General features: G+C 67.7%; 16 protein-coding genes and 1 pseudogene. 4 read left to right on the top strand and 13 right to left on the bottom strand.

Translation table 11 applies throughout. The annotated features are described in order from the left end of the window. Positions 1-56 precede the first annotated feature (56 nt). Positions 57-1,190 (bottom strand): succinyldiaminopimelate transaminase, encoded by a 1,134-nt coding sequence (gene dapC, locus MNAB215_RS17505; protein WP_077079954.1) that lies wholly within the window; start codon positions 1,188-1,190, stop codon positions 57-59. Positions 1,191-1,198: 8 nt separating this feature from the next. Continuing rightward, positions 1,199-1,525, bottom strand: a complete 327-nt coding sequence (fdxA, locus tag MNAB215_RS17500) for a ferredoxin (protein ID WP_077079953.1) — start codon at positions 1,523-1,525, stop codon at positions 1,199-1,201. A gap of 400 nt (positions 1,526-1,925) precedes the next feature. Between fdxA and MNAB215_RS17495 the strand changes: the two genes are divergently transcribed. Beyond that, a complete protein-coding gene (locus MNAB215_RS17495; protein WP_077079952.1) occupies positions 1,926-2,261 on the top strand; it encodes a hemophore-related protein in 336 nt (111 codons plus the stop codon). A 28-nt stretch (positions 2,262-2,289) separates the two neighbouring features. On the opposite strand, the pseudogene MNAB215_RS17490 reads toward MNAB215_RS17495, so the two are convergent. From MNAB215_RS17490 to mshB, 4 genes and pseudogenes are all read right to left on the bottom strand, one after another. Next, positions 2,290-3,057: pseudogene (locus MNAB215_RS17490) on the bottom strand (maleylpyruvate isomerase N-terminal domain-containing protein); the annotation flags it as partial. A gap of 40 nt (positions 3,058-3,097) precedes the next feature. Then, the gene (locus MNAB215_RS17485; protein ID WP_077079951.1) at positions 3,098-5,668 is read right to left on the bottom strand and encodes a bifunctional FO biosynthesis protein CofGH; all 2,571 of its coding nucleotides are present in this window, start codon (positions 5,666-5,668) and stop codon (positions 3,098-3,100) included. Between the two features lie 127 nt (positions 5,669-5,795). Next, entirely contained in the window at positions 5,796-6,266 is a 471-nt protein-coding gene (locus MNAB215_RS17480) for a hypothetical protein (RefSeq protein WP_077079950.1), read from the bottom strand. Positions 6,267-6,365: 99 nt separating this feature from the next. Next, positions 6,366-7,271 (bottom strand): N-acetyl-1-D-myo-inositol-2-amino-2-deoxy-alpha-D-glucopyranoside deacetylase, encoded by a 906-nt coding sequence (mshB, locus tag MNAB215_RS17475; protein WP_077082100.1) that lies wholly within the window; start codon positions 7,269-7,271, stop codon positions 6,366-6,368. Positions 7,272-7,328: 57 nt separating this feature from the next. Here mshB and MNAB215_RS17470 point away from each other — a divergent pair, with 57 nt between their 5' ends. Beyond that, the gene (locus tag MNAB215_RS17470; RefSeq protein WP_077079949.1) at positions 7,329-7,943 is read left to right on the top strand and encodes a TetR/AcrR family transcriptional regulator; all 615 of its coding nucleotides are present in this window, start codon (positions 7,329-7,331) and stop codon (positions 7,941-7,943) included. A gap of 16 nt (positions 7,944-7,959) precedes the next feature. Here MNAB215_RS17470 and MNAB215_RS17465 read toward each other — a convergent pair whose 3' ends face one another. From MNAB215_RS17465 to MNAB215_RS17440, 6 genes are all read right to left on the bottom strand, one after another. Then, positions 7,960-9,876: an ABC transporter family substrate-binding protein gene (locus MNAB215_RS17465; RefSeq protein ID WP_108637650.1), complete on the bottom strand. Its 1,917-nt coding sequence runs from the start codon at positions 9,874-9,876 to the stop codon at positions 7,960-7,962. 61 nt (positions 9,877-9,937) lie between these two features. After that, positions 9,938-11,827: a translational GTPase TypA gene (typA, locus tag MNAB215_RS17460; RefSeq protein ID WP_077079947.1), complete on the bottom strand. Its 1,890-nt coding sequence runs from the start codon at positions 11,825-11,827 to the stop codon at positions 9,938-9,940. 65 nt (positions 11,828-11,892) lie between these two features. Next, the gene (locus tag MNAB215_RS17455; RefSeq protein WP_077079946.1) at positions 11,893-12,963 is read right to left on the bottom strand and encodes a GGDEF domain-containing protein; all 1,071 of its coding nucleotides are present in this window, start codon (positions 12,961-12,963) and stop codon (positions 11,893-11,895) included. Between the two features lie 110 nt (positions 12,964-13,073). Further along, positions 13,074-13,478 carry a (deoxy)nucleoside triphosphate pyrophosphohydrolase gene (locus MNAB215_RS17450; RefSeq protein WP_077079945.1) on the bottom strand — a complete coding sequence of 135 codons (405 nt, stop codon included), beginning with the start codon at positions 13,476-13,478 and terminating at the stop codon, positions 13,074-13,076. 11 nt (positions 13,479-13,489) lie between these two features. After that, complete coding sequence (locus tag MNAB215_RS17445) at positions 13,490-14,422, bottom strand: TIGR03619 family F420-dependent LLM class oxidoreductase (protein WP_077079944.1); 933 nt, start codon at positions 14,420-14,422, stop codon at positions 13,490-13,492. Between the two features lie 84 nt (positions 14,423-14,506). Continuing rightward, positions 14,507-15,058, bottom strand: coding sequence for a TetR/AcrR family transcriptional regulator (locus MNAB215_RS17440; protein WP_077079943.1), 552 nt, complete (start codon positions 15,056-15,058; stop codon positions 14,507-14,509). Between the two features lie 195 nt (positions 15,059-15,253). On the opposite strand from MNAB215_RS17440, the gene MNAB215_RS17435 reads away from it, so the two are divergent. Together MNAB215_RS17435 and MNAB215_RS17430 are read left to right on the top strand one after the other, a co-directional pair. Then, positions 15,254-16,462 carry a cytochrome P450 gene (locus tag MNAB215_RS17435; protein ID WP_077079942.1) on the top strand — a complete coding sequence of 403 codons (1,209 nt, stop codon included), beginning with the start codon at positions 15,254-15,256 and terminating at the stop codon, positions 16,460-16,462. 50 nt (positions 16,463-16,512) lie between these two features. Next, positions 16,513-16,797, top strand: coding sequence for a 4a-hydroxytetrahydrobiopterin dehydratase (locus MNAB215_RS17430; RefSeq protein ID WP_077079941.1), 285 nt, complete (start codon positions 16,513-16,515; stop codon positions 16,795-16,797). Here the strand turns inward: MNAB215_RS17430 and MNAB215_RS17425 are convergent. Next, entirely contained in the window at positions 16,794-18,107 is a 1,314-nt protein-coding gene (locus tag MNAB215_RS17425) for a mannosyltransferase (protein ID WP_077079940.1), read from the bottom strand. The genes MNAB215_RS17430 and MNAB215_RS17425 overlap by 4 nt on opposite strands. Positions 18,108-18,202 lie beyond the last annotated feature (95 nt).

The following is an 18,202-nucleotide window of genomic DNA, read 5'->3' as shown; positions in this document are numbered from 1 at the left end:
GGACAGTGTTGCGCTTTGGAAGCAGTGAGGTATGCCTCCGGTGCATTCTGCCGTGCTTAGGGTGCCGCGGGTGCGATAAGCCGCAGTACGGCGGCGGCGATGCGCTCGTCGGTTGCGGTCAGCGCGACGCGGACATGCCGAGCGCCGCCACGGCCGTAGAAGTCGCCGGGCGCGACCAGGATGCCCCGCGCGGCCAGCCACGCGACGGTGTCCCGGCATGCCTCGCCGCGGCTGGCCCACAGATACAGGCCGCCCTCGGAATGGTCGATGGCAAAACCGGCCGAGCGCAGCGCCGGCGCCAGCTCGTCGCGACGCCGCGCATACCGCTCCCGCTGCATTTTTTCGTGATCGTCGTCGTCCAGCGCCGCCACCATGGCGGCCTGCACCGGCGTCGGGACGATCATGCCGGCGTGCTTGCGCACGGCCAGCAGCTCGGCGACCAGGTCGGGATCACCGGCGACGAAGCCCGCCCGGTACCCGGCCAGCGACGAACTCTTGGACAGCGAATGCACGGCCAGCAGCCCGGTGTGGTCGCCGTCGCACACCGAGGGATGCAGCACCGACAGCGGTTCGGCATCCCAGCTGAGCCCCAGGTAGCACTCGTCGGACGCCACCACGACGCCGCGTTCGCGCGCCCAGCCGACGACCTTGCGCAGGTGGTCGACGCCCAGCACCCGTCCGGTCGGGTTGCTCGGAGAGTTCAGGTAGATCAGGGCCGGGGTGTGTGGGCCCACCTGAGTCAGCGAGTCGGCGCGCACCACCTGGGCCCCGGCCAGCCGCGCGCCGACGTCATAGGTCGGATAGGCCAGCTCGGGGACGACCACCGAGTCCGCAGGCCCCAGGCCGAGCAGGGTCGGTAGCCAGGCGATGAGCTCCTTGGTGCCGATCACCGGCAGGACGGCGGCCTCGGGCAGCCCGGTGATGCCGAAGCGGCGGCCCAGGGCGGCCACCGCCGATTCGCGCAGCCGCGCGGTGCCCGCGGTCGCGGGATATCCCGGCGCGGCGGCGGCGGCGGCCAACGCGTCTTGAATCAGCTTCGCCACCGGGTCCACCGGGGTGCCGACGGACAGGTCGACGATTCCGTCCGGATGCGATGCGGCCAGCGCTTTTGCGTCGGCCAGGGTGTCCCAGGGGAACTCCGGCAGGGCCGCCGAGACGGCAGGCCGGCCCGGCGGACGCTCGCGGCGCACCGGCCCGCTCAGTCGCCTTCGCCCTGCGGCGGCAGATCTTTCACCGCTTGCGGGTCGTTCTCGGTAAGACCGACCTTGGCCGCACCGCCCGGCGATCCCAACTCCTCGAAGAAGTCGGCGTTGATCTGGGTGTACTGACTCCACTGCTCGGGCACGTCGTCTTCGTAATAGATCGCTTCGACAGGGCAGACCGGTTCGCATGCCCCGCAGTCGACGCACTCGTCGGGATGGATGTAAAGCATCCGGGCACCCTCGTAGATGCAGTCGACCGGGCACTCCTCAATACACGCCTTGTCCTTGATGTCGACGCAGGGTTGGGCGATCGTGTAGGTCACGTACGTCTCCTCAACGTTTCCTTCAGGTATTGCTCAATGTTGGGCTGCTGTTTGCCGCGTCGCGGCATTTCCCCGGCCGCATCCTACAAAGCTTTCGATTACTGATACTAGACGTCGCACATACACGTCAACCACCTGGCACGCCAGCAGAATTGCGTGACGTCGCACATTGCGTTGCGTGCCTGTTCGATCGTTCCCACGTGCGCAGCACTATAGCCGTAGAGCCGCGATGTGACCAACGTCACCGAGCTGTTGACCTGCGCAGAGTTACGTTCGGCGCTCAGTCTCCGAATAACGGTGAGATAGGAGCATCCCCGCGGGGGCTGGTAATCTCGATCGGGACGGCAACCGCTGAGCAGGTGCCGTTTCTGACGATGCATAACTGGGGAAGGTGTCCACAATGGTAAGGCTGTCGTTGGCCAAATTGGCTGCTGGAGTGGGCGCTGCGGCGTGGGCGCTGACCGCTTCGACCGGGGTGGCGTCCGCCGATCCCATGGATGCGATCATCAACACCACCTGCAACTACGGACAGGTGATGGCGGCCCTCAACGCGACGGATCCCGATGCCGCCGTGAAGTTGAACTCCTCGCCGATGGCGCAGTCCTACATTCGCCAGTTCCTGGCCTCGCCGCCGCCGAAGCGCGCGCAGATGGCCCAGCAGGTTCAGGCGATGCCGGCGGCCGCGCAGTACTTCAACACCATCGGGAACGTCGCGCAGGTCTGTCAAAACTACTGAGCCGACAGGTTTCAGTAGCCGCTGAGCAGTAGCCGCTGAGCAGGCGGCGCACCCGGCCTAGCGCCTCGGGCCCGACGCGGCTGCAAATCCGTGCGGGATTCGCCGGCCTGCGTCCCCACAGCAGCAATACCCGTGCCGCCGCGTCGGTTTCCAGCGTGGCCGGCCCGTCGGGATCCTCGAGCGCGATGGTGGTGCCGTCGGCGTCGGCGCTGACGACCACGTCGTCCGTGCCGGCCACTCGCAGCCGGGCATCGATCTGTTCACCGGGCGCCAGTTGTTTGGCGCCCTTGGCGAGCAGCGGACGTCCCACCGCAAGCACGCTGTGCGTCGTCATCCACGGCTCGGCCAGCGCGGCCAGCAACGCCGTCGGGAGGTCGGGGTCTCCGGTGATGTCCCAGCCATGCAGCACCAGCTCCTCGCGCATGTGTTCGGCGAACCAGGGCACCTTCATGGTGCGACCCGTCCAGGCGACGTCGGTATCCGCTGACACCTCGTCGGCGGCCACGGCGACCCGGTTCAGGGTCGCCATCCGGTCGGTCAGCGCCTCCCACAGGTCGGCGTCGCCCAGCGCCCGCAACGGCGCCTCGCGCTCCTCGAAGCCACGGGTGCCGACGGGTTCGCCTTCCAGGTGCGCGCCGAGTACCCGGGCGAGCTCCTCGGCGTTTCCGGCCTGATGGATGACGATGTCGCGCACCGTCCAGGCCTCACACCAGGTGCCGGCGTCGGGCCCGCGGTGCTGCACCGCATCGACAAAGGGCCGCCATTCGGGGAATCGTTCGTCGTCGACGCCTGCCACGGCTCCCGGTATACCCGGGGCCACCGACAACCACGCGCGACTACGCCGCCAACGAGCTGTAGGTGGTCGTCCGCTGGCGGGCGGGGCGACCGATGCCCTCGGCGATCGCGCTCAGCTCGGCGGCCGTCTTCGACGACCCGTGTTCGGAGCCGGCCATTCGCGAGATGGTCTCCTCCATCAGCGTGCCGCCCAGGTCGTTGGCCCCGCCGTTGAGCATCACCTGGGTGCGTTCGACGCCGAGCTTTACCCAGCTGGTCTGGATGTGAGAAATGCGGCCGTGCAACATGATTCGCGCCAGGGCGTGCACCGCCCGGTTATCGCGGTGGGTTGGCCCGGGGCGGGCCGCACCGGCCAGGTACAGCGGCGAGTTCTGGTGCACGAACGGCAACGGCACGAACTCGGTGAAACCGCCGGTGCGATCCTGAATGCCCCGCAGCACGTTGAGGTGTCCGACCCAGTGCCGCGGAGTGTCGACGTGCCCGTACATCATCGTCGACGACGACCGCAGCCCCACCTCGTGCGCGGTGGACACGATCTCGATCCACATCGACGTCGGCAACTTGCCCTTGGTGAGGACCCAGCGCACCTCGTCGTCGAGGATTTCTGCGGCGGTGCCCGGGATGGTGCCCAGCCCGGCTTCACGCAGACTGATCAGCCATTCGCGAATGCTCAAGTCGCCCTTGGTGACTCCGTTAGCGATCTCCATCGGCGAGAACGCGTGCACGTGCATCGACGGAACGCGGGCTTTGACGGCGCGCACCAGATCGGCGTAGCCGGTGACCGGAAGCTCGGGATCGATGCCACCCTGCATGCACACTTCGGTGGCACCCTGGACATAGGCCTCCCAGGCGCGGTCGCCCACCTCGTGGGCCGAGAGCGAAAACGCGTCGGCGTCACCCTTGCGTTGCGCGAACGCGCAGAAACGGCAACCCGTGTAGCAGATGTTGGTGAAGTTGATGTTGCGGTTCACCACGAACGTCACGTCGTCTCCGACGGCCTCACGGCGAAGCGAATCCGCCAGTGCGGTAACGGCTTCCAACGCGGGACCGTCGGCGGTGGCCAAGGCCAGATACTCGTCGTCGGTGCAGCCGGCGGGATCGCGTTCGGCCGAGGCCAGCGCGGCCAGGACGTCGGTGTCGATGCGTTCCGGGGCGCGAGCCGCCAGCTCGTGTACGTGAGAGCGTATCGATTCCCAATCTCCGAAGGCGCTGTCGAGGTCGCTGCGGGTTTCGGTGTTGCGACCCGCGGTGTCGATCGCGGCGTTGAGGTCGACCCGCCCAGCGGACTCCACGTCGTCGGGCTCCTGCCAGGGCAGGCCCTTCGGATTGACATCGCGGGCCAGGCCGGTCGCCGGATCAGCCAGTGCGACAACATGTCCCCGCACCCGCGGATCGATCCAGGCCGCACCCGCCTGGACGTACTTGGGTTGCGCGGTCAGCCGCTGCATCAGGTCGTAACCGGCCTCGGCGGTGACGGCGTCCAGGTCATCCAGGGCAGGCCAGGGCCGTTCCGGGTTGACATGGTCGGGCGTCAGCGGCGAGACACCGCCCCAGTCGTCGACGCCGGCCGCGATCAGCGCCAGACATTCCGCGCGGGACACCAGGTTTGGCGGCGCCTGGATGCGCATACCGGGACCGAGCACCAGGCGGGCAACGGCCACCGTCGCCAGGTAGTCATCGATCCCGGCATCGGGAACGGCGGCCATCGCGGTGTGTTGCTTGGCCCGGAAGTTCTGCACGATCACTTCCTGTACATGCCCGAACTCTTTGTGCGACTTACGAATCGCGTGCAGGGTGTCGGCGCGTTCGACCAGGGTCTCGCCGATGCCGACCAGCAGACCGGTGGTGAACGGGATGGACAGCCGGCCCGCGTCGGTGAGCGCGCGCAGCCGCACCGCGGGGTCTTTGTCCGGGCTGCCATAGTGCGCAAGCCCTTTCGTTTCGAACAGCCGGCGCGACGTGGTCTCGAGCATCATGCCCATGGACGGCGCCACCGGCTTGAGCCGCGACATCTCCGACCAGCTCATCACCCCGGGGTTCAGGTGCGGCAACAGCCCGGTCTCCTCCAGCACCCGGATCGCCATCGCCCGAACGTAGGACAAGGTGGAGTCATAACCCCGTTCGTCGAGCCACTCGCGGGCTTCGTCCCAGCGATCCTCCGGCCGGTCGCCGAGCGTGAAAAGTGCTTCCTTGCAACCAAGTTCGGCACCACGCCGGGCGACGTCGAGGATCTCGTCGGGCTCCATGTACATGCCGGCGCCCTGGGCGCGCAGCTTCCCCGGCACGGTGACGAACGTGCAGTAGTGACAGTTATCCCGGCAAAGGTGGGTGACCGGGATGAAAACCTTGCGCGAGTAAGTGATCGGAAGCCGGCCAGTCGGCCCGCGGCGTCCGGTCGATTCCAGGCCCGCATCGCGCACCCGCGCCGCGCTGGCGCACAGCTCGACCAGCTCAGCGCCGCGCGCGGTCATCGCGACCGCCGCCTCGTCGATATTCAGTGCGACCCCGTCGCGGGCCCGGCGCAGCACCCGCCGCAGCGCCGACGCACTGGCCTTCGGCGGAATGCTCGGAGCTGGCAAAGCGGTGGGCTCCTGGCCCGGAGTCAACGCCACGTTGGTGTAACTTCCCGACGATCGAATTTCATCCGCGTGTCCCAATAAATCTTGGCTGCGGCTGACATAGGCGCAACATTAGCGCCAGGGCAGGGCCGCAACGCGGTTGCCCGTCCCGGCGGGTGGGCTACCACCATCGGCCATGCTGACCGCCCCGCGACAGCACCCACACCGGCGGCACCACCCCCAGCACGATCAGCAGCAGGGCCCCGTAGGCCATCACGCCCTGACCGCCCAGGATGATGTCGTCTCCGGGTCCGCCCATGCTGATCACCGCCACCGTCAACAGCCACGTCCACAACGGCATTGCGGCCACTCGCGGCGACCTGGTCCACCGTGCGGCGGCCCACACCAGGGCCGCATTGACCAACCCACTGATCAACCCGCTGATCGGAAAGGGAATCGAGCCGATATAGGAAGGCAGCAGCAACGCCCCGGCGAGCGCCGAGAGGACCCCGTCGACGGCCAGCAAGGCCAGGACAACGATGCGAATGGCGGGGTCTGTTGCGCCGACGTCCTCGAGGGACGCGGCGCCCTGCTTGGTTTCGGTCAGGTCGGGACGCTGTCGAACTGGGAATATATCGAGCCGATGACCCACTGCAGGCTATCGAGTCGGTCCTGCCAGTGCTGCAGGTTAGGGTCCAGGTCGGGGTCCATGCGAATTCCTTCCGTGGCTGCCGTAGTTGGCAGCCTACCGCTAATGCGCCGCGGCCAAACCGAGTCCCGCGAGCAGATCCGTCTCCCAGCCGCGCTCGTCGCGCTCCCCCGGCGAGCCGGCGACCAGGACGTAGTGCTCGTCAGCGACGATCGGCAGCGCCATGTTGTTCGACAACGCGCAGGCGCGTCCGGTGGGTCCGACCACCACCTGGGTGGCGTGTGCGGCGAGCGCCGCGGTCTTGGCTGCGCGGGCATCCGCGTCGGCCTCGACGACGGCGTCGATCTTGTCGTCGGAGTAGGCGAAGTTGAATTCTTCCTCGGGCGGGGCCTGCCATCCAGGCAGCAGATCGTCGGGACCCAGCGCGCCCCAGCCGGCTTCAAAAGCGCTGTAGGCCAGCACCGTCCAGTAGAACTTCGGCACCTGCCACGGCTCACCCGGGTAGCCCCGATAGTCCGGGCCCCCCGCCGCGGCAACCGCGGCCGTGGCGATTCTGTGGGTCTGGATGTGGTCGGGGTGCCCGTATCCGCCGTTGGGGTCGTAGGTCACCACGACGTGGGGGCGCTGCTCCCGGATGATGGCGACCAGCGCTCCGACCGCCTCGCGGTCGTCGGCGTCGATGAACCGCTGTCGACGTCGCTTGGCGGTGCCGACCATGCCCGAGTCGCGCCAGCGGCCGGCGCCGCCCAGATAGATGGGTGCGCCGACGCCCAGCGCCTGCAGGGCCGCGGTGAGCTCGCCGATTCGGTAGCCGCCCAGCTGATCCGCGCGGTCGAAGGCGAGTTCGGCCCAGCGGTCCCCGATGACCTCACCCTCCTCACCGAGCGTGCAGGTGACGACCCGAACCTGCGCGCCGCGAGCCGTGTAGTGCGCGATGGTGGCGCCGTTGCTGAGGCTCTCGTCATCGGGATGTGCGTGGACGAACAGCAGCCGCGGTGTATCCGGCATGGACGCGACCATACCTGGGACGCAACACATAGGAACGTTGATGGCTACTATCGTGAAATGGCGCAGCTCACCCAAACCGCCCCGAAATGCAGCCGCAGCCGCCGGCGAGGCGAGGTGCTCGAACGTGCGCTCTACGAAGCCACGTTGGCCGAGCTCGCCGCGGTCGGCTACGGCAAGCTGACGATGGAGGGCATCGCGGCGCGCGCCCACACCGGCAAGGCGGCGCTGTACCGGCGCTGGGCCAGCAAGCACGACTTGGTGCACGCCGCACTGGTTTTCGCGCTACCGCCGGTGCCCGAACCGCGCTCGGGCCGATCGGCGAGGGACACCCTGCTGACGCTGTTCATCGCGCACCGCGACGTGTTGGCGGGCAAGACGGCGTTTCCTGGCCTGGACACCATTCACCAGCTGCTGCACGAACCCGAAATGCGCATCATCTTCGCCGACGCCGTGGTGGGCCCGCGGCTGAAGATCACCGACTCGATCCTGCAGGCCGCCGTCGAGGCCGGCGACATCGACCCGGCCATGATCACCCCGCTGACCGCGCGCATCGGACCGGCGCTGATCAACCATCACTTCCTGCTTACCGGTGCTCCGCCCAATCGGCGCGAGCTCTCGCTGATCGTCGACACCGTGATCCCGCCGCGGCAGCCGGCGAGCGACGACCAGTAGCCGCGGCAGGCCCGGGCTAGGGCCCGGTTTTGATCCACTCACCGGCGTCGCCGACGATGCCGACCGGTACCGCGCCCGACAGGCTGACGTTCTGCACGCTCGGACCGGCCGCGACGATCGTCGTGTCCTGCAGGATCGGCAAGACGGTCGACTCGTTCCACAGACGGGGTTCGACCGCGGTGATCACCTCGTTGATGTTCTTGGTGCCGTTGAGGGCGGCGTCGATGTTCGACTGGATGCTGCGATCGCAGATCCCGGTCAGGTTCGACGGCGCCTGCACCAGCGCGCCGGGGTCGGGCGGCCGATTCGGCGGGCTCGGCTGCGGCGGCGCGGAGGGGGTGCCCGGCCCCGTCGGCGCCGGCCCGTTGCCGGGGGTGGACACCGGCACGGTCGACGGCGGATTGGTGGCCGGCACCGTCGTGGTCTGCAGCGCGGGGCAGCCGTACCGCGAGGCCAGCAGCGTCGCCAGGTTTCCGCCGGCCTGATGCCACCCGACGATCGCGTCGACCTGGTTGTTGGCCAGCGCGTCGCGGTACAGCGTGACCGGGTCCAGCGCCGCCACCGAGGCGGCGATGCCGACGCTGCGTAACTGGTCGGCCGCGGTGTTGGCGACGGCCACCGCGGTCGGGTCGTTGGCAGCGACCCCGAGGACCAGCGCGAGTTGTTTGCCGTCCTTGCTGATGCGGCCGCGGACGACCTCCGGCGGCCCGGTGCTCACGGGCGTGCCGGTCGAGTTGGGGTTGGGCGGAACCGGCGGGCTGGTGGCGTTGCTGTCCACCTGGTATCCCGACGCGGTGAACAACGCGAGGGCCGCGGTCTTGGTCATCGCGGCCGGGGCGGTCGGCTCATAGCCCGGGTCGCTCGGCGAACGAATCAGGGCCTGGTCCAGCGTGACGGTGTTGTCGCTGCCCGCCCCCACCGCGGCGAGCAGGTCGACGTCGAGCAAACCCAGAAGCGCCTTGCGAACCTGGGTGTCGGACAGTTTGGGTTCGTTCGCGCGCAGCGTCATCTGCAGGACCCGCGGTGTCACGATCCGCGCGGTCCGCACGTCGGGGATGGCGGACAGCTGGGCGAAGGCCGCCGAGCCGCCATGCACCTGGGCCACCTGAGTGTCGCCGTTGCGCACCGAGTCGGCGAGTGCCGCCGGCGCCCCGGCCCGGCGGAACAGGATCGTCGCGGGTTTGGCCGGCGAGCCCCAGTAGCGGTCGTTGCGGGTGATCAGGATTTCGTCGCGCTGCGGGTCGATGTTGTCCACCCGGAACTGCCCGCCGGTGACGGGCAGCGCCCGCGCCAGCCCGGACGCGAACCCGCCGGGCACGTCCTTGACGATGTGCGCGGGCAGCAGATTGTTGAACAGCTCTTTCCAGGCCGGATACGGCTGGGCGAAGGTGACGACGGCCTGCTTGCCGCCCTCGAGCGACTGCACGCCGGTGATCAGGTCATAGCCGGCCGGGTCGACCACGCCCGGTTGCGTGACCATTTGATGCCACAGATACCAGAAGTCGTCGGCGCCGATCGGGGCGTTGTCGGTCCACTGCGCCTCGGGCCGGATCTTGTAGCTGACCGTGAACGGGTTCTGGTTGGTCACGTCGGCGGAGACCAGCAGCGTCGGGTCCAGCTCCCAGCGCGAACCCGTCGGCGTGTTGGGATCCGGGACGGGCCGAAACGCGCTGGGCAACACCAGGCTGCTGATCGCGGCGTTCACCGGCGAGAGATCCGACAGCAAATGGGGATTGAACCCGGCACCGATCGAGTCGATGCCCATGATGATCTGGCTGACCCGCTGCGGAGGCGGCGGCGTGTTGTGCGGGGTATCGGTGCTCTGCGGCGCCGGCGGTGGGTTGACGGTGCAGGCGGCCACCGCCAAACCGGCCACCGCGAGCAGCACGCCGATCATCACGATGACGCGACGGGCCCGATGCAGCACGACCATGAGATTAGCGAGCGACCCTGCGACGGCTCGGCTCATCCCGTGGGCGAGGCGCAGCACCGAGCTAACCCCGGGCCTTTGCTCGAGCCTTACTGCGGGCCCGGGAGGTGGCGTCCAGCTCCACCTTGCGCACCCGCACGATCTCCGGAGTCACCTCGACGCACTCGTCGCCCGCGCAGAACTCCATGGCCTGCTCCAGGTCGAGTTCCAGCGGGCGGGCCAGCGTCTCGATGACGTCAGCGGTCGAGGACCGCATGTTCGTCAGCTTCTTCTCCCGCGTGATGTTGACGTCGAGATCCTCGGCGCGCGGGTTGATACCGACGACCATGCCCTCGTAGGTGTCCTGCCCGGGCTCGACGAAGAACTGGCCGCGGTCGGCGAGCTGGATCATCGCGAACGGTGTGATGGTGCCCGACCGATCGGACACCAGCGAGCCGGTGTGGCGGGCGCGGATCTCCCCCGCCCACGGCCGATAGCCGTCGAACACCGCGTTGGCGATGCCGGTGCCGCGGGTCAGGGTGAGGAAGTCGGTGCGGAAACCGATCAGGCCGCGGCTGGGCACGATGAAGTCCATCCGCACCCAGCCGGCCGCATGGTTGGCCATCTCCTCCATGCGGCCCTTGCGGCCGGCCATCAATTGCGTGATGGCGCCGACGAATTCGTCGGGGCAGTCGATCGTCATCGCCTCGAACGGCTCGTGCAGCTTGCCGTCGATCGTCCTGGTGACTACTTGTGGTTTGCCGACCGTCAGCTCGAAGCCTTCCCGCCGCATCTGCTCGACCAGCACCGCCAGGGCGAGCTCGCCGCGGCCCTGCACCTCCCAGGCGTCGGGCCGGCCGATGTCGACGACTTTGATCGACACATTGCCGACCAGTTCGGAGTCCAGCCGCGACTTCACCATGCGGGCGGTCAGCTTGTGACCGGACACCTTGCCCGCCAGCGGCGACGTGTTGGTGCCGATCGTCACCGAGATCGCCGGCTCGTCGACGGTGATGCGTGGCAACGCGTGGGCATGGTCGGGGTCAGCGAGGGTGTCGCCGATCATGATCTCGGGCAGCCCTGCCACGGCGACGATGTCGCCGGCGATCGCTTCGTCGGTGGGTGTCCGCTCCACGCCTTCGGTGACGAGCAGTTCGGTGATCTTTGCGTTCGTGATGACCGGATGGCCGTCCACCTCGCGCATCCAGGCGACCTGCTGACCCTTGCGGATCCGGCCCTTGTAGATGCGGATGAGTGCGAGCCTGCCGAGGAAGGCCGAGGCGTCGAGGTTGGTCACCAGCGCCTGCAGCGGGGCCTCGGGGTCACCCTGCGGCGGCGGGATGTTCTCGAGCAGCACGTCGAACAGCGGGTCGAGGTTGTCGCCGTCCGGGTTCTCACCATTGGCGGGTTCGGTGGTGCTGGCGATGCCCGCGCGACCAGACGCATACAGCGTCGGCAGTCCGAGCGCGTCCTCAGCGGCCCTCTGGGCCTCTGCATCAAGGTCGGAGGCGACGTCGAGCAAGAGGTCGTGGCTCTCGGAGACCACCTCGGCGATGCGCGCGTCGGGCCGGTCGGTCTTGTTGACCACCAGGATGACGGGCAGATGCGCCGCCAGCGCCTTGCGCAGCACGAATCGGGTCTGGGGCAGCGGCCCCTCGGATGCGTCGACCAGCAGCAGCACCCCGTCGACCATCGACAGCCCGCGCTCCACCTCGCCACCGAAGTCGGCGTGGCCAGGCGTGTCGATGACGTTGATCACCGTCACGCTGCCGTCCGGGTTCTTGCGGTGGACGGCGGTGTTCTTCGCCAGGATGGTGATGCCCTTTTCCTTCTCGAGGTCACCGGAGTCCATCAGTCGTTCGACGGCGTCATCACCCCGGTGGGTCAGGGCGCCGGACTGCCGCAGCATGGCGTCGACCAGGGTGGTTTTGCCATGGTCGACGTGCGCGACGATGGCGACATTGCGAAATGGCACGACGGTGATTGTGGCAGCGGGCGCTCGGGATAGCGAACCGGCAGCTCATCCGGAGGAGAGCGCTGCTAGGAGCCCGCGCTCTGCAGTGCCTGATTTCCACCTCGGCGTTTGGCCGCGTACATCGCGTTGTCGGCAAGGAGAACGAGCTCGTCAACGAGACGACCCCCATCGCCCGTGCACAGCCGGTGCAGTTCGACGGTGGCGGTGCCGATGCTTGCCGTAATGCCGGACGGATGCTTGGCGATCGCCTTGCAGAGCAGGGCGGCATGTGGCGCGACATCGGCGGTGGTGCACGTCAGCGCGATGAGAAATTCTTCGCCACCGGCGCGGCAGATGATGGCGTCGGCAGGGGCGTGATCGCGCATCAGCCCGGCAATTACCTGCAGGAGCTGGTCGCCGGCCGGATGACCGCTGGTGTCGTTGATGCGTTTGAAATCGTCGAGATCGGCCATCATCACCGCGAAATGGGTGTGCGCGCCGGCGTGGTGGGCCAGGCGGTCGGCAACCGATTCAGTGAAGGCCCGCCGGTTCAGCAAGCCGGTAAGCGGATCTTGCTCGGCGCGCCGCACGTACGTCGCCGTGGCCTGTAACATTCCCCAAATAATCAGCGGCACAAAAAAATTCGGGTACCAGATCAGCCAGAACCCTGCGGCCGCGGCGGCGAGATCGGCTTCGTCGGCCAACCGCCGCACTGCGATCGTCGCGGCCACGGCGACGACCACGTAGTTGAGCATGAGCAAGCGTGCGCCGTGGAACAGCGCCACGTAGCCTCCGGTGACCACGAGGGCCGCACACCCCAGCGCGGCAAGCGCCGCACTGGGCTGGACAACACTCCAGCCGCCGGTGAACACCATGCCCGCTATCGCGACGATGCGGGATTGCCGCCGGGTAGGCCAGTGTGTCAGCAAGAAGACCACCGAACCGACGGCGAAGGTGAGGGTCAGCGCGCCGACGATCGCGCTCGCAGCGCCGGGTCGGCGCTGCGCGACCAAGACAGTGAACGGCACCCACGCGGCGGACGCGGGGACAATCGCCAGGATCACCTGCGCCGGTCGGATCAGGTCGCGCTGCCGCAGAAATGCAGTCAGCCAGTCGAACTGGTCGGGCTGGGTCCACCACGACTTCAGCCGCGGCATCGGTGAGACGACCTTCGCATCACGGCTCGAATCATCAGGACTGACAATCGCTTTGCGATTAGAGAACGGTAGGTCAAGGACGTCGCCCTGACAACGGAATGGCGAAAGCCTTATGGACCCATCAAAAGCACTGCAGTCAGGTCTGGCAGCCAGGCGCGATCGGCCGGCACCCAGTCGACATCGGGCAATGCGGCCGCCTTTACCCAACGCAGCGCCCGGTGGTCATGCGGGTGCGGTTCACCGCGGATCAGCCGCACCCGATATGCCCGCAGCGTCGTCGTCTCATTCAGCGCAACGTCGGCGCCAAGGCGCTCGCCCACGGCGACGTCTCCCGCCTCGATGCCCAATTCCTCGGCCAGCTCGCGGGCCAGCGCGTCGCGCTCGTTTTCGCCGGGTGCGACCTTGCCGCCGGGCAGTTCCCAGCGGCCGGCCAATTCCGGCGGGCGGGCCCGCTGCGCCACCAAGACGGTGGAGTCACGGATGACGGCTCCGGCAACGACGATCTGAGTGACCATCGCTCGGCCGGTCAGCCCCCGACGGCGGTGCGGACCGCCTCGACGAAGGCGCGAAGGCCGCGTTCCCGGTTCTCCGAGCCCAGCGGCCAATACGTCACCCGCAGATCGGTGACACCGGCTTTGGCCTGCGCTACCGCGTTCGCGGCGACGGCGGCCAGATCGGATCGGCCTTCCGCGTCGGCCTTCACCCGCAACGAGCCGGTCACGCCGAACCCGTCCGGGTCGCCGCCGACGCCTTCGACCGCCGCACGCATCCGGTCGATGCCGCCGGCAATATCGCGGGCGTCCGGACCCCACGGGATCCAGTAGCTGCCGAATCGGGCCAGCCGACGCGCGACGGGCCGGTTGACCGTCCCGCTCACCCAGATGGGCACCCCACCGGACTGAATGGGCTTGGGCATCATGTGGATTCGATCGAAGCTCAGTCCGGGCGAGGCATAGCTGACCTCGTTCTCCCGCCAAAACCGCTGGCACACTTCGAGTGTCTGATCCAGGATGGCCCCGCGTTTGTCGAAGTCCACGCCGGCCGCGTCGTATTCCTCGCGCTGCCAACCGACGCCGACCCCGAGATCGATCCGGCCGTTGGACAGAACATCCATGGTGGCAACAGTTTTCGCGAGGACAGCGGCCGGCCGCAGCGCGGCAAGCAGGATGTTGGTGCCCAGCCGGATGCGTTGGGTCCGCGCCGAGAGATACGTCAGGATCACGAGCGGATCCAGCCAGTGCCCGTCGGGTCCGGTGGGCTGGCGACCCCCCTCGGTCCCCCCGGTTTCGGGATTCGCGTACGCCTCCATGTTCATGCCGAACGCGATGTGCTCGGAAACCAACACACGGTCGAACCCGCAGCCCTCCAGCAGTTGCGCCCAGTCGGTCAGGTGCTCCCAGCTGGCCGGCGCCTCGGCCGAGAACGAGGGAATTCCCATGGAGAGCTGTATCGAGGCCATGCGGTAGGTTAACCGATCGACACAAGCGGACCGGTGGTCACATTAATGGAATTGATGAAATCCGTTGTATTACACTGTATTTCATCACACAGCGCCATACGACGCACCGAGAAATTGTTGGACCAGCGCGCGTTCGGCCACGGGATCTTTCAGCGGCCAGCACCATAGGGCCAGAAATACGCGGATGAGCCATTGCCCGGCCAAGGAATCAGCGTTGTCGTGGCCGAGCATCTCTGCGGCAAAGCCGCGCACGACGGGCGAGGTGGTGAGCCAGTCGCTGTCCGGCGTCACATGCATTGACTGCATGAACTGAGCCAGCGGATCCGACCGAATGCGCTGCAGGGCGACGATGGTCGCGGTCACCACACGCTGCGGCCCGGTGAGGCCCTCAATGGCATCCCGCACACTGCCCAAAATGCGGGTTGCGTTGATGGCCACGACAGCGTCGCGAATTGCTGTCTTGCCGCCCGCATGACGGTAGATCGTCGCGGCCGAACAGTGGACCTTTGCCGCCAAAGCCTCGATCGTGAACGCGTCATACCCGGCATGTGCGATGAGGTCGGCGGCCGCGGCGTAGATGCGTTCGGTCGCCGCCCCGGCGCGATCCCGACCCACCAACCAGTCGTCGTGTGCCATCCGGCAATGATCCCGCGCGCTGCGGGGTGCCGGACGGGTTTTCTCACGCTGAGAAGTTTTCAGCGAACATTCTTATCCTGATCCGCTGGTGGTGCCGTCGGGGTGATGGCGTGGGCGCCGGACCCGCTGTTGGCCGCTTATCAACTTTGCGGCTCAGCATTGACGCTGCCGCAGAGCCGCATCCAGCCTGAACTCATGACGGCGGATCCGCTCCAGTTCTTCGGCGCCCACGCGCTGCAGGATCCCTACCCGCTGTACGACCGCATGCGCGCCGAGGCCCCGGTGCACCGCATCGGCGACTCCGAGTTCTACGCGGTATGCGGCTGGGATGCGGTAATCGACGCGGTCGCCCGGGTCGAGGACTTCTCGTCCAACCTCACCGCGACCATGGTCTATCACGACGACGGCACTGTCAGCGCTTTCCCGATGGGTGAACCGGGCGCTGCGATCCACGCCCTGGCGACCGCCGACGATCCGGCGCACGCGACGCACCGCAAGATTTTGCTACCACACTTGTCCGCCAAGCGAATTCGCGTCATCGAACAGTTCGCCGCCCACACGGCCGACCGGTTGTGGGAGGAGAACGTGCGCGACGCGCGCATCGAATGGATGAGCGCCATCGCCAACCGGCTCCCCATGATGGTGGTCGCGCGACTGCTGGGCCTGCCCGATGGCGACGTCGACGATCTCATTCGGCTCGGCTACGCCACCACCACGCTGCTGGACGGCATCGTCACGTCCGCGCAACTGCAGTCCGCCAGCGCCGCGGCATTCGAATTGTCCGGCTACGTGATGGAGCATTTCGGGAAGGCGAGCGGCCTCGCGGAAGCCGGCCTGATGGGCGATCTGGCCGCACGCTGCGCCGCCGGCGAGTTGGAGCAGATCGCCGCACTCGGGATGATGCTCACGCTGTTCAGCGCCGCGGGTGAGTCGACGGCTTCATTGCTGGGCAGCGCCGCATGGATTCTCGGCACCCGCCCCCACATCCAGACGTGGGTGCGCGAGCATCCCCAATCGTTGAGCGCCTTCATCGAGGAGACGCTGCGCTATGAACCACCGTTTCGCGGCCACTACCGGCACGTGTGGCGCGACACCACGCTGGGCGGGGTAGACGTGCCCGCCAACGCCCATCTGCTGTTGGTGTGGGGCGCCGCCAACCGCGACCCGGTGCAGTTCGAAGCACCGAACGAATTCAGACTCGACCGCGCGAGCGGCAAGAACCATGTGACGTTCGGCAAGGGAGTGCATTTCTGCGTCGGAGCCGCACTGGCGCGCCTGGAGGCCCACATCGTGCTGCGGACCCTGCTGGACCGAACCACCTGGATCGAGGCAACCGACGTAGGAGATTGGCTGCCGAGCATTCTGGTTCGGCGCCTGAAACGTCTGGAATTGACGACCGGGTAGGCCAATCCAAGCGGTGTTTCGCCACGCAGGTCCGGCGGTACTTTAGGGCTATGGCTGTGTTAACGGATGAACAAGTGGACGCCGCACTGCCCGACCTCGACGGCTGGGAACGGACCGACGGCGCCTTGCGTCGCTCGATCAAATTCCCGAGTTTCCTCGCCGGCATCGACGCGGTACGCCGGGTGGCCGAGCATGCGGAGAGCAAGGATCATCACCCGGATATCGATATTCGTTGGCGGACAGTGACTTTCGCGCTGGTGACGCACTCCGAGGGCGGTATCACCAAAAACGACGTCGACATGGCGCGCGACATCGACGGGATCGTCGCCGACTAACGCAGCGTCGGCGCGGCAGGCTGCCGGGCAACCGGGGCAGGGTCCCCCGCACCGCGCCGGCCCGAGGCCGCGATCACGATCAGGGTGATCAGCGCCGCCACGATGTAGGCCAGCCCGGCCCAGGCCAGGTACCAGGGACGGCTGATCTGCCAAATGGTTGGCTGGGCAAAGAGCAGTAACCACGGCACGCCGACGAGGGTGAGCCCCAGCCAGCCCCAGCCGACTATCCGCGCGCCGGGCCGCTCGCCCAGCGGTCCGTGGATCAGCCAGATCATCAGCGGGACCAGCCACACCCAGTGGTGGGTCCACGAAATGGGCGACAGCAACAGCCCGAACAACTCGACCACCAGCAGCTTGCCCAGCCGGTCGGAGCCGTCCAGTGCCCGCCACGCCAGGAATGCCAGCACCGCGGTGACGGCGATGGCGAGCAACACCGGCGGACCGAAACCGGCGTCGTGGCCGAGGATCCGGGACAGCCCGCCGCGCCACGATTGGTTGATCGACGTGGCGATGGGCCCGACGCGGTGCGCGTCGCCCAGCAGCTTGGTGAAGTAGTAGCGGGTCTCGCCGCCGACGACCAACGCCGACAGCCCGATGGTGGCCAGGAAGACGACCGCCGAGAAGGCGGCCGCGCCGAAACGCCGGACGCCGACGAGGTAGACACCGGCGATTGCCGGGGTCAGCTTGATGCCGGACGCCACGCCGATCAGCAGTCCGGACAGCCACCAGCGCGAGGTGTACGCCGCCCAGAGCACGGCCAACGTCACGAACACGTTGATCTGCCCGTAGTCGAAGTTGTTGCGCAGCGGCTCGATCCACATCGCGATCGCCGTCCAGGCCATCGCGACACGCTGACCGGTGTCGCGCGGCACGCCGATCAGACGCTGGCTGATGCGGACCACGCCGTACAGCGCGACGATCATGGCGACCTGCCATCCGAAGGCGGCCACGCCGAACGGCAGCAGGTGCAGCGGATAGAACAGCAGCGCCGCGAACGGCGGGTAGGTGAAGGGCAGCGGGAAGTCCGCCGTGTGCTCGCTGTACACGTAGTCGTAGAGGCTGCCCGGATGGTCGAGGGCGCCCGCACCGCCGAGGTACACGTGCAGGTCAACGAAGTTTGCGCCGTTGGGACCCAGGTAGGTCAGGGCCAGGCGCGCCGCGATGCTCACGATCAACAGCAGCGGGGCCGCCGTGTGGAGCAGATTCGCCAGCCGCCCGGGGGTCGTTGCCGCCGGAGCGGCCGAGATGGTGTCTATCTGCCCGACTTTAGTGGGGCGGGCGTTTTGCGGGTGCCGGGTAACTGCCGTCACTCGTATCCGTAACGATCAAATAAATGCCACACGTGTCACTTGAGTCACACCAGCATCAACGTAGCTTCAGGGCGTCACCTGTTGTCTATCCCTTG

The sequence above is a fragment of the Mycobacterium numidiamassiliense genome (assembly GCF_900157365.1).
Classification (GTDB): Bacteria; Actinomycetota; Actinomycetes; order Mycobacteriales; family Mycobacteriaceae; genus Mycobacterium; species Mycobacterium numidiamassiliense.
Note: the sequence above shows the minus strand (reverse complement) of the source record. Positions and strands in the feature narration are given on the sequence as shown.